The organism is Raineya sp., assembly GCF_053497555.1.
The window spans coordinates 15,029-27,487 of record NZ_JBRCWE010000031.1; the positions used below are offsets into that span (position 1 = coordinate 15,029).

Below are 12,459 nucleotides of genomic sequence, written 5' to 3' on the forward strand. Positions count from 1 at the left end.
AATTACGCAAATTTCAATTTTTCTTTACGCGTAAGATAGAAAAAACGTCCTGTAAGTAGTACCGCCGAAGTAATAAGCCCCAAAGTTAGCCCTAACCATATTCCTTTTACACCTAAATCGGTATATTTGCCTAAATAAAAACTCGCAGGAATACCTACTACCCAATAGGCAAAAAGCGTTATCATTGTCGGAATATTTACATCGCCAATGCCTCTTAGAATGCCAACCCCTACGGCTTGCACCCCATCAGCAAGCAAATACAAAATAAAAATAAATAGCAAGCCCTTGGCTATCTCCATAACAGCAAGACTATTGTTTTTGTAAAGTGCAATAATATTTTCGCCAAAAACCTGCAAAATCACCGAACAAAGAAGCATCAAAAGGCTCACCAGCAATATAGATGCCATACCCGAACGCATCACCCGCTCACGACTGCCAATTCCCAAAGCACCCCCTACCGAAATAGCCCCTGCAAATGAAACCCCTGCCGCAATCATATACGTAATGGTAGCTATGCTCAAAATGATTCCGTGAGCGGCAAGAGCTTCCACCGCCAACCAACCCGAAGCTACCGTACAAAATACAAATACACCTGTTTCAAAAAAATACTGCAAACCACTCGGAACACCCAATTTCAAAATTTGCATAGTTTGCACTTTCGTAGAATTGCCCGCTAAAATATTTGGCAAAAAAGATAGAAAAAAATTGGACTCCAACACATACACTATCATCAAACAAGCCATAACTACCCTTGCAATCAGCGTAGAAAGCCCCGAGCCATACAAACCCATTTCAGCAAAGCCCAATCTGCCATAAATAAGCACCCAATTGAAAAAAACATTCACCAAAAGCCCTACAACCGTTATCACCATTGCGGGCATCGTAACGCCCAAACCATCGCTAAAATGCTTTACAGCCAAAAAAAACATCATCGGGAACATTGAAAAAGCTATCACCTGCAAATAACTTTTCGCCAAACTTTCTACGTTTTCTTTTTGCCCAAACCAATGGAAGTTCCAACTAATAAATAGTAGCAACAAAGTAAGCAAAAAGCCCAAACTAATAGATAGTTTCATTCCTGCAAAAAGGTATAAGCCACACTCTTGCCCTCTGCCCGAACTTTTGGCTTTGGCAACCAGTGGCGAAATCGTTGCAAAAACACCTATCCCCAAACAAGCTACCAAAATAAAAATGATATTGGCAATTGCCGCCGCCGCCAAAGGAGCATCATCACGCAGTTTTCCTACCATAATGTTATCAGTTACACCCATTAGCACACTGCTGATTTGTGCTACAATAATGGGCGAACTCAGCCGCAACATCTTGACAATTTCTCGCCAATACAAACGAACAAAAAAACGAATACGCATAAAAAGCGATTGTTTGAGTATTACCGCCTTAGGGGCAAATAATTTTTTTGCTTACTATACAAGAAATGTAAAGTTGTAAGTTTTTTTACAAAAATGCAAAAAACTTATTGGGGTTTTCGTAAAAACTTTTTTGCTTAAATAATGCGTTTGGTTTTGAAAGCAATTACCTGTAATTTGCCTCCTCGGCGGATAAGTAGATTGAGGGTTTGCTCTTTGGTATCCAAAAGTTCATAGACCTGCGAAATATTCAGTAAGGAAGTAAAATGATTATTGATAGCCAAAATTTCATCACCTATCTGCAAACCCGCTTTATAGGCTTCTGAAAGGGGGTGTATAGCGATAATTTTGTATTCTCGGTAAGATTTTCCTTGTGAAATTAGCTCCAAACCCGAAAATCCCATATCAAAGCCCTTATTATATTTCAGATTGGGCTGAAATATGCAGAGTTGTTGTGGGTAGTTGAGTATTATATCAAAACGCTCCAAAATTCCCATTCCGATACTACCATTCCGACTTACACCTTCGTCGCGAAAAGCTATCAATGAGCTATCAGGAAAGGTAGTCAGTACATTGAGCCAAACAAATTTACCTATCTGAAACTGCTTAATTCGGGCAATTTTGCCCAACACTATGCCATTGACTGCCACCCCCAAATTGCTCTGAATATGCTTTTGAGGAAGCTCAATGCCCCTTCGCGAGCCAATATCCAAAGACACCGAATGTCCTGCCCCTGTATCAATCAGTAAGCGTAAAGGAATGGTATCGTTGCGTTCATTCACATAAGAAGCCCAAATATAAGGCTTCTGACGTTGCAGAGTAATTCTATGCACGTGTGAAGGTTTGTATTTAGGTAAAATTTTTTCTGTAAAATATTGCGGCTCGTAGATGAGCAATTCTTTTCTGATATAATCAATTTTTACCACTAAATTTTTGAAAAAGTCATAGCCTACAATGCCGTGTATGCGTATGCCCGCATATTCGGAAATATAGTGCAAGGTTTGTGAGCAAACCAAAACACTTTGCTGAGGGGCAACCAAAGCTCCTATTTGCAAATGTTGTTTGGGTACAAGATAGCTCCTAATCACCTCTCCGATACCTCCTCCTTTTACAACAACTTTTCGCAAGTTTGTGGTATCGGCTTGCATTATCTGCAAAAAGGTGCTATCAATAAAAATACTCGTCCCTACCCCTGTATCAACAACAAAATTCAGCGTATCAGTCTTTTCATTGAGAAATAAAGGTACAATAATGAGATTATTGGCAAGTTGAAAAGAAATCCGTGTAAATTTTCGGTTGGGTTTGGCAAACTTGAAACCACTGCTTGGCTCTTGGGCAAAAGCAGAGAAACTTATACAAAAAAGCCAAAAATAAGCGATTTTCAGCATATTTCAGAAACAAGCGGTCAGGAAAAAGGACAATGAAATATTTTGTTTAGTTTTTGAACCTTGCTTATCATTGATAGCATTTTACGTAAAATGTATTTTTCAGTGAAAAAATTACATTTTAGCAATAATTTTTTAGCTTTGCAAACGTTTTCTAAACTAAAACTCAAAATCTAATTTTATGCTACACAAAAAACTTATTTTCTCTGCGTTAGGTTTGCTTGTGGCTTTTTGGGCTATGGGACAAGCCAAATTGGTGCAGAAAGTAACCAAGAAGGGGAATGAAATTGTAATTCCCTACGAAAAGTATGTTTTGCCCAATGGGCTTACGCTCATCATTCACGAAGACCATTCCGACCCCATTGTACACGTAGATGTTACCTACCACGTGGGTTCGGCACGCGAAGAAATCAACAAATCGGGTTTTGCCCATTTCTTTGAGCATATGATGTTCCAAGGTTCGGATAATGTAGCCGATGAAGAGCATTTCAAAATCGTTACCGAAGCAGGTGGAACGCTCAATGGTACTACCAACCGCGACCGCACCAATTACTTTGAAACCTTGCCTGCCAATCAGTTAGAAATTGCTCTTTGGCTGGAAGCCGACCGTATGGGATTCTTGCTTGATGCCGTTACACAGAAAAAATTTGAAGTACAAAGAGCAACCGTAAAAAATGAACGTGGGCAAAACTACGACAACCGCCCTTATGGCTTGGTGCAAGAAAACGTTGCCAAAAACTTATACCCCTACGGACACCCTTACTCTTGGCTTACTATCGGTTATGTAGAAGATTTGGATAGAGTTGATGTAAATGACCTAAAAAACTTCTTTTTGCGTTGGTATGGACCCAACAATGCCGTTCTGACCGTAGCAGGTGATGTAAATCCCAAAGAGGTTGTAAAACTTGTAGAAAAATACTTCGGACCTATTCCTCGCGGACCCGAAGTTAAAAATATGGCTCCTATGCTTGCCAAATTGGAAAAAGACCGCTACGTTTCTTTTGAAGATAACTACATTCGCCTTCCTCTTTTGGCAATGGTTTTCCCTGTACCCCAAGCCCGTTCTGCCGATGAAACTGCTTTGGATTGCTTAGCAGAAATTCTTGGACAAGGAAAAAACTCTATCCTTTACCAAAAAATGGTAAAAACTCAACAAGCTCTACAAGCCGCCTCATTCAATAATGGTAGCGAACTTTCAGGCGAATTCTTTTTCCAAGTTGTGCCTTCACAAGGAAAAAATTTAGCCGAAATGGAAAAAATGCTTCGCGAGGCTATTGCCGATTTTGAAAAAAGAGGTGTAACAGATGATGATATTAAAAAATTTGTGGCTCAACGTGAAGCAAATTTCATCAATCGTCTTTCCAGTGTTTCAGGAAAAGCAAGTTTGCTGGCGGCTTATCAGACCTTCACAGGCAACGCCAATTACATTACAGAAGAACTCAAAAGACTTCGTAGCCTGAAAAAAGAGGACGTTGTGCGTGTCTATAACCAATACATCAAGGGCAAACCCGCTGTTATTTTGAGCTATTACCCCAAAGGACAACGCAATCTGATTGCCGCAGAAGATAATTATACCATTGATAAATCGGGTTATGTAGCTCCCGACTACGGCTATGCGGGTTTGAAATACAACAAAGCCAAAGATAATTTTGATAGAAGCAAAAAGCCCGCCCCTGGTCCTAATCCTGTGGTAAAAGTTCCCAAAGTATGGCGTTCTGAACTCAATAGCGGTATTCAAATTCTAGGAACGCAAAACAACGAAATTCCTACGGTTACTTTGCTTTTAAGTCTGAAAAAAGGTGGTCATCTGAATTTGTATCCTGAAAAAGCAGGCACCGCCGACCTTTTGGAAGATATGATGAACGAAGGCACAGAAAACTACACCGCCGAACAATTTACCCAAGAGCTTGAAAAACTCGGTAGCTCTATTTCGGTAAGTGTGAATGATGAAGGATTAGAGTTCAGAGTACAATGCCTCAAAAAGAATTTGGACAAAACCCTCAAACTTTTTGAAGAGCGTCTTTATCGCTCCAAATTTACTAACGAAGATTTTGAGCGTATCAAGAAGCAAAACCTACAAGCTCTCAAAAATCGCCAAACACAAGCTACTTTCATTGCCTCTGACGTATATGGCAAACTTTTGCACGGCTTCAAAGAAATCAGAGCCTACGATAATGCAGGCACTATTGAAAGCTACGAGCAAATCAGGCTTGATGATGTTCGTTATTTGCACGAAATGGCAAACCTAAAACCGGGCAAAGTAAGTGGTAATTTGATTGTTGTAGGTGATATTACCGATAAAGAAATTTTGCCCAAACTTTCATTCTTGGGTAAAGTAGGCAAAGGTACTCCTGCCGATGATACCCCTGAGGCTCGTCAGGGTTTCCGTTTCAAATATACTCCTGAACCTATTCAGCCTATTGCCAAAACGCAAATCTATTTGATAGATAAGCCCAAATCTGCTCAATCTGAAATTCGTATTGGCTATGTAACGCCTGCTGTCAAGTTTGATGCTTTGGGCGAATCGTATAAAATCGGTTTGATGAACTATATTTTAGGTGGGGCTTTCAATAGCCGTATCAATCTGAATTTGCGTGAAGATAAAGGCTGGACTTACGGGGCAAGGTCTTCGTTTATGGCAGGCGACTACGATATGCGATACACAGCCAGCGGCGGTATCAAAATTCAAGCTACGGATAGTGCCGTATTTGAGTTTATGAAAGAAATTCGCAACTATGCCGAAAATGGTATCACCGAAAAAGAGCTTGCCTTCACCAAATCTTCTATCGGACAATCAGAGGCTTTGCGTTATGAAACTTCTTTTCAAAAAGCCGCTTTCTTGAATCGCATTCTCACTTACAATCTGCCTACTAACTTCACCGAAAAGCAGAATGAAATCTTGAAAAACATCAGCAAAGCGGAAATTGATGCTTTGGCTAAAAAATATTTGCCCTACAACAATATGGCTATTGTAGTGGTAGGTGATAAAAATGTTGTTGGCAAAGGACTTATGCGTTTGGGCTATCAGATTACAGAATTAGATGTAAATGGCAAAGTTTTGGTAGAAGATTTAGCCAAAGCAGAAGCCGAGAAGGCTCGCTTGGAAGCTGAAAAAGCCAAAGCAGAAGCCGAAAAAGCTCGCTTGGAAGCTGAAAAAGCCAAAGCAGAAGCCGAAGCTCAAAAAGGTAAAAAGAAAAAGAAAGACCGCAAGAAAAAGAAATCCAAAGAAGCAGAAGCTACGCAATAATACGCAATGCCCACATTAACAAAATGTGGGCATTGATTTTTGAAGGGCTAATTCAACAAGCAATAAGGTTGCTTATTATGCTTTCAATCACTCTCTTCTAACTCAAAAATTTCCTCAACAGGTTTTTCAAAAAGTTTAGCAATTTTCATAGCCAACACTGCCGAAGGAATATATTTCCCCGCCTCTATTGCATTTATAGTTTGACGCGACACTCCTACTTTTTCAGCAAGTTCTGCCTGCGTTATATTATGAATAGCTCGCTCTATTTTTATCCTATTTTTCATTTGAGACGTTTATTTTCTAAAAACATAACCCAATTAAAGCGAACAATAAACACTATCAAAGGCAAAAAAACATTCAAAAATAAGATATTCAGAAATTTTAATCCGTGAATGAATATAATACAAATTGCCAAAAAGACATAGTGAAAAAACATAGACCACTGCAAAGCATTCAGACGCATTTGAGCTATACGTTCATCTTCTACTTTTTCCGCTGAAAATCCCCACAATAGTAGCCCTGCAATAAGAATCAAGCAGGCAATCTCATCAGTAAAATTTACTGGACTAACTAAAAATTCCGCCTCCTTTGTCTCACTGCGAATTTCTAAAAACTCCAATTGAACCCCTCCATATACTGCGGCAATAGTACCTACAAGCCCCAAAAGGCTCATTAGAATACCCCAAATTTTATACTTGTGCGAAAACAAAATTTTAGTATTCATAAGTATTTGCATTTGTTTTACAAGACAAATGTAAAAACTTTTTTACAAAATGTAAAGTTTTTTTTACATTTTTTTAGAACTTTTAAGAAAAAGCGGCAACACAGCTAAACTGATGTTACCGCTTATAGGTTTCAGAACTTTATGGCAACTTTGCCACTCTAATATTCAAGGACAACTACATATTTCTTCTGTACTGCCCACCTACTTCGTACAAAGCTCTTGACATTTGTCCTAAACTGCAATATTTTGCCGCTTCCATCAAAGCCTCAAAAATATTACCATTTTCTACTGAAACCTTTTGCAAGTATTTGAGCATTTCGGGGGCTTTTTGAGTATTTCGTTTGTGGAAAGCATCACGCATAGCAATTTGATACTCCTTTTCTTCATTGGTAGAACGTATCACTTCGGCGGGTACAATAGTAGGCGAGCCATTGGGGTCCAAAAAGGTATTTACACCAATAATAGGCAATTCGCCTGTGTGTTTTTTCATTTCGTAATACATACTTTCTTCTTGAACCTTGCTACGCTGATACATTCGCTCCATTGCCCCAAGCACTCCTCCACGCTCCGAGATAGCCCTAAACTCATTCAAAACGGCTTGTTCCACAAGGTCGGTAAGTTCTTCAATGATAAACGAACCTTGCAAAGGGTTTTCATTTTTGGCAAGACCCAACTCATGGTTGATAATCATCTGAATTGCCATAGCTCGCCTTACGCTTTCTTCGGTAGGTGTAGTGATAGCCTCATCGTAAGCGTTGGTATGCAAAGAGTTGCAATTATCATAAATGGCATACAAAGCCTGTAAGGTAGTACGAATATCATTGAAAGCAATTTCTTGGGCGTGCAAACTGCGTCCCGAGGTCTGAATATGATATTTGAGTTTCTGACTTCTTTCATTGCCTCCGTATTTGTATTTGATAGCCTTTGCCCAAATTCGTCTTGCCACACGTCCTAAAACCGAATATTCGGGGTCCATACCATTGGAGAAAAAGAAAGAGAAATTGGGAGCAAAGTCGTCAATGTGCATACCTCGGCTCAGGTAGTATTCTACGAAGGTAAAGCCATTGGAAAGCGTTAGAGCTAGTTGGGTAATAGGATTAGCCCCCGCCTCAGCAATGTGATAGCCCGAAATAGAAACGGAATAGAAATTGCGTACTTTGTGGTCAATGAAATATTGCTGAATATCACCCATCATACGCAAGGCAAATTCCGTAGAAAAAATGCAAGTGTTTTGGGCTTGGTCTTCTTTGAGTATATCAGCTTGCACCGTTCCACGTACTACGGAAAGTGTTTCAGCTTTTATTTTCTCATACACCTCTTTGGGCAGGACTTGGTCGCCTGTTACACCTAAAAGCATTAGCCCCAAACCATCGTTGCCTTCGGGCAAAACTCCATTGTAGGTGGGACGAGGTACATTGAGATTTTTATAGATTTCATCAATTTTTGCCTGCACTTCTGCCTCCAAGCCATTCTTTTTGATATACAGCTCGCATTGTTGGTCAATGGCGGTATTCATAAAAAAGGCAAGAATCATTGGGGCGGGTCCATTGATGGTCATTGATACCGAAGTAGCAGGGTGGCATAAATTAAAGCCTGAATACAATTTCTTGGCATCATCAAGCGTGCAGACACTTACCCCCGAATTACCAATTTTTCCATAAATATCGGGGCGGTGGTCAGGATTTTCGCCGTAGAGCGTTACACTATCAAAGGCGGTGGAAAGCCTTTTAGCAGGCAAACCTTTGGAAACATAATGAAAACGCTTGTTGGTTCTTTCGGGTCCGCCCTCGCCTGCAAACATACGCGTAGGGTCTTCGCCTTCACGTTTGAGCGGAAATACTCCACTAGCGTAAGGGAAAAAGCCCGGAGCGTTTTCAGTCAGTAACCATTTAAGAATATCGCCCCAGTCTTCGTATTTGGGCAAAGCCACTTTGGGAACTTTGGTGCCTGAAAGTGAAGTATGATACAGGTCTTGCTCAATAATTTTATCACGTACCTGAAACTGATATTTTTCGGCTTTGTAGCGTTTTTTGGTGGCTTCCCAATCTTTGAGCATTGCCTTACATTCGGGGTCTAATTTCTTTTCAAGGTCGTTGTATTTGTTGATAAGGTCGGCAAGGTAGTCGGGTTCGCCTTGTATATGCTCAATTACATAGACCAAATCTTCGCTTTGCTCTTTTATTTCAATCACCTTTTTGCCAATTTCAGCACGAAGCATATCAATCGTACCTTTGAGTTGGTACATCTGACGAGCAATAGCAGTTTGTTCTTTTACAAACTTATCATAATTTTCACTGGTTTCGCAGATTTCAGCCAGATAACGCACCCTTTCAGGCGGAATAATATAGACTTTTTCCGACATTTTTTCAGTAATTTCAAAGTCGGATTGTAAAGCCGTAACCCCTGTTTTCTCTACAATTTTATCCATTATGTTTCGGTACAAAACATTTGTGCCGGGGTCGTTGAATTGACTGGCAATTGTTCCGAAAATGGGTAGTTGCTCATCAGGCGTATCCCAAAGATTTTTATTGCGTTTGTATTGCTTACGCACATCGCGGAGAGCATCCAAGGAGCCTCGCTTATCAAATTTATTGATAGCAATCACATCAGCAAAATCCAACATATCAATTTTTTCAAGCTGTGTGGCGGCACCATACTCGGAAGTCATTACATAAAGCGATACATCAGAGTGTTCTACAATTTCTGTATCCGATTGCCCAATACCCGAAGTTTCAACGATAATCATATCAAAACCTGCAAACTTGCAAATATCAATGGCATCTTGTACGTACTTGCTCAAAGCGAGATTGCTCTGACGCGTAGCAAGGCTTCGCATATACACGCGTGGGTGATGTATGGAGTTCATACGGATACGGTCGCCGAGCAAAGCTCCCCCCGATTTGCGTTTGGAAGGATCTACGGAAATAACTGCTATGGTTTTATCTTCAAAATCTAAGACAAAGCGGCGAACAATCTCGTCAATCATTGAAGATTTACCTGCCCCCCCTGTGCCTGTAATCCCCAAAACGGGAACCTTTTTGGGCTGACCGCTTAAAATTTGGTCTTTGATAGTTTGATAAACATCAGGGAAATTTTCAGCTACCGAAATAAGCCTACCAATTGCCAAATGGCTTTTTTCGCTTGCCATTTGCAAAAGCGTTTGCAAATCTTCTTGGGGCTGGGCGGCGGCAGAAGCCGAACTTACATTGCTACTTTCATTTTTGTAGGGGTTGAATGTAGGGAAATCACATTTTTGAAGCACATCGTTAATCATACCTTGCAAACCCATAGCTCTGCCGTCGTCGGGGTGATAGATGCGAGTAATGCCGTAAGCGTGTAGTTCCTCAATTTCGGAGGGTAAAATAGTACCTCCACCTCCTCCGAAAATTCGGATATGTCCTGCTCCTTTTTGTTTGAGCAAATCGTAAGCATATTTGAAAAACTCATTATGCCCACCCTGATAGCTGGTAATGGCGATAGCCTGTGCATCTTCTTGGATAGCACAATCTACAATTTCAGCTACGGAGCGGTTGTGTCCTAAATGGATAACTTCGGCTCCTGTGCTTTGCATAATGCGTCTCATAATATTGATAGCGGCATCGTGCCCATCAAAAAGCGAAGCCGCCGTAACAATACGAATATGATTTTTAGGTTTGTAAGGGGCAACTTGTTGCATAATATTTCAGATTTGCGTGAAAATTCTAAACAAGGTTTGTAGCAAATATAACAAAATTTAGAGCATTTTGCACGAAAACAAGAAAAGTTTTTACCTTATTTGAGCAAATCGTCCTTGACGAAAACAAAAGGCAATAGGTCTTGGACTGAATAGATTTTGACTATATACTCTCCCATATACAACAAAACCTCAATAGCTCTGCCCTGCTTATTTTCAAATTCTAACATTACTTGTCTGCAAGCTCCACAAGGCGAAATATACTGCCACAAGGCTTCTTTGTGGCGAGCCATAATCAAAATTTTTTCAATAACTACATCAGGAAACTGCACACCTGCCCGAAACAAAGCCACTCTTTCGGCACACAAACCCGAAGGATACGCCGCATTTTCCTGATTTACCCCTTCTACAAACTCACCATTTGCCAAATACAAACACGAAGACACCCAAAAATTGGAATAAGGGGCATAGGCTTTTTCGTTGATAGCTTTGGCTTTGCTTAGCAAAGTTTGCTCTATTTCTGAAAGTTCCGCCTCACTTTCAAAAACCTCATACCGAAAACTAAATTCTTTCAGTTGGCTCATCTCAAATAAAGATTTTAGTAGAAAATACGCTTTCAAAAGTACAAAGAAGTGGAGAGTTGAAATTTTTTAGTTTTTTCCAAAAACTCTCAAAAATCTCTAACTTTGGCTCTGAATTAACAAAATTTTTCCCAATTTATTGCAAAAAATCAGAAAATGCTCCTTATTCAGCAAGCTACGCTCAAAGATTTACCCACACTTTTGTACCTTGCCCAAGAAACTTTCCGTGAAAAATGGACACCCATTGATGGTAAAGAGCTTGTAGAATCCTACATTCAGAAAAATATGCAAATTTCTCACTTTCAGAATGCCCTGCAAAATTCTGATATTTCTTTTTGGATAGCTTTTTGGCAAGGCAAGCCTTGTGGCTATCTCAAAATTATTCGCAATGCAATCCCCGATAATTATACGTATTTGGGCAAGTGTTTTCTGCAAATTGAAAAGTTATATCTTTTTGCTTTTGCTCAAAGACTGAAAATTGGCTCGGAACTAATGAAAATAGCCTTACAAGTTGCTCAAAATGAAAATTTTGATGTAATTTGGTTGGGGGTTTGGAGTAAAAATGAGCAAGCTATTCGTTTTTATGAAAAATTTGGCTTTCAGAAAATCGGTGATTGGATTTTTGTAATGGGTGATAAAATTTGCGAAGATGAATGGATTATGGCAAAAGTTTTACCAAACTAAAATACCCCCCTATGGATATTGAAGAAATACGCAACTACTGCCTTGCCAAAAAATGTGTAACCGAAGAGTTCCCTTTTGATGAAGTAACTTTGGTTTTCAAGGTTTGTGGCAAAATGTTTGCTCTTTGCAATATCGCTGAGGAGATTTTATCCGTAAATCTTAAATGCGAACCCAGCAAAGCCCTTGCCTTGCGAGAAGAATACGATTTTGTCTTACCCGGCTATCATATGAACAAAAAACATTGGAACACCATACTACTGAAAGCAGGTGTTCCTAAAAAGCTCCTTTGGCAATGGATTGATGACTCCTACGATTTGGTAGTTGCTCAATTACCCAAAAAGGTAAGAGAAAAATATTTTCCCTTCTGATTTGCGTTCTATTTTTCATTTAGTTGGTTAAGAATACTCTCAAAACCTTCTAATGCCGATTTGAGATTTTCTACAATATCCTGAGCAATTTCATCGGGTGCAGGTAAATTATCCAAGTCGGTTAGGCTCTTGTCTTTTATCCAGGTAATGTCCAGGCTGGTTTTATCTCTTTCTATGATTTCGTCATAGGTGAATTTTCGCCAGCGTCCTTCGGGATTTTTTTCGGGGTGGTAGGTTTCTTTTCGCTTGTTGATGTTGGTCGGGTTGTAACAGTTGATAAAGTCCTGCAAATCTTCATACCGCATCGGGTTTTTCTTCAGCGAAAACTTGATGTTGGTTCTAAAGTCGTAAAACCAAATCTCTTTGGTCTGTGGCTCTTTGGAAGCGGGCTTATTATCGAAAAACAACACGTTGGCTTTTACGCCTTGCT

The 12,459-nt window shown here is 39.9% G+C and carries 10 protein-coding genes; 3 read left to right on the top strand and 7 right to left on the bottom strand.

Features of this window, described 5'->3' with window-relative positions:
• Window positions 1-2: 2 nt before the first annotated feature.
• Together ACWITO_RS03935 and ACWITO_RS03940 are read right to left on the bottom strand one after the other, a co-directional pair.
• Window positions 3-1,370, bottom strand: a complete 1,368-nt coding sequence (locus ACWITO_RS03935) for an MATE family efflux transporter (RefSeq protein WP_448528708.1) — start codon at window positions 1,368-1,370, stop codon at window positions 3-5.
• Between the two features lie 134 nt (window positions 1,371-1,504).
• Complete coding sequence (locus ACWITO_RS03940) at window positions 1,505-2,755, bottom strand: PDZ domain-containing protein (RefSeq protein WP_448528709.1); 1,251 nt, start codon at window positions 2,753-2,755, stop codon at window positions 1,505-1,507.
• A 178-nt stretch (window positions 2,756-2,933) separates the two neighbouring features.
• On the opposite strand from ACWITO_RS03940, the gene ACWITO_RS03945 reads away from it, so the two are divergent.
• A complete protein-coding gene (locus tag ACWITO_RS03945) occupies window positions 2,934-5,999 on the top strand; it encodes a M16 family metallopeptidase (protein ID WP_448528710.1) in 3,066 nt (1,021 codons plus the stop codon).
• Between the two features lie 83 nt (window positions 6,000-6,082).
• Here ACWITO_RS03945 and ACWITO_RS03950 read toward each other — a convergent pair whose 3' ends face one another.
• From ACWITO_RS03950 to cdd, 4 genes are all read right to left on the bottom strand, one after another.
• Complete coding sequence (locus tag ACWITO_RS03950) at window positions 6,083-6,283, bottom strand: helix-turn-helix transcriptional regulator (RefSeq protein WP_448528711.1); 201 nt, start codon at window positions 6,281-6,283, stop codon at window positions 6,083-6,085.
• Complete coding sequence (locus ACWITO_RS03955; protein WP_448528712.1) at window positions 6,280-6,723, bottom strand: hypothetical protein; 444 nt, start codon at window positions 6,721-6,723, stop codon at window positions 6,280-6,282. The genes ACWITO_RS03950 and ACWITO_RS03955 overlap by 4 nt, the downstream gene beginning before the upstream one ends.
• Window positions 6,724-6,898: 175 nt before the next feature.
• Window positions 6,899-10,399, bottom strand: coding sequence for a methylmalonyl-CoA mutase family protein (locus ACWITO_RS03960; RefSeq protein ID WP_448528713.1), 3,501 nt, complete (start codon window positions 10,397-10,399; stop codon window positions 6,899-6,901).
• A gap of 95 nt (window positions 10,400-10,494) precedes the next feature.
• Window positions 10,495-10,980 (bottom strand): cytidine deaminase, encoded by a 486-nt coding sequence (gene cdd, locus ACWITO_RS03965; RefSeq protein WP_448528714.1) that lies wholly within the window; start codon window positions 10,978-10,980, stop codon window positions 10,495-10,497.
• Between the two features lie 153 nt (window positions 10,981-11,133).
• Between cdd and ACWITO_RS03970 the strand changes: the two genes are divergently transcribed.
• Both ACWITO_RS03970 and ACWITO_RS03975 read left to right on the top strand, forming a co-directional pair.
• Window positions 11,134-11,661 (top strand): GNAT family N-acetyltransferase, encoded by a 528-nt coding sequence (locus ACWITO_RS03970; RefSeq protein ID WP_448528715.1) that lies wholly within the window; start codon window positions 11,134-11,136, stop codon window positions 11,659-11,661.
• A gap of 11 nt (window positions 11,662-11,672) precedes the next feature.
• Window positions 11,673-12,029 carry an MmcQ/YjbR family DNA-binding protein gene (locus tag ACWITO_RS03975; RefSeq protein WP_448528716.1) on the top strand — a complete coding sequence of 119 codons (357 nt, stop codon included), beginning with the start codon at window positions 11,673-11,675 and terminating at the stop codon, window positions 12,027-12,029.
• Between the two features lie 8 nt (window positions 12,030-12,037).
• Here ACWITO_RS03975 and ACWITO_RS03980 read toward each other — a convergent pair.
• Window positions 12,038-12,459, bottom strand: a 422-nt coding sequence (locus ACWITO_RS03980; RefSeq protein ID WP_448528717.1) for an N-6 DNA methylase, incomplete at its 5' end; no start/stop codon positions are given.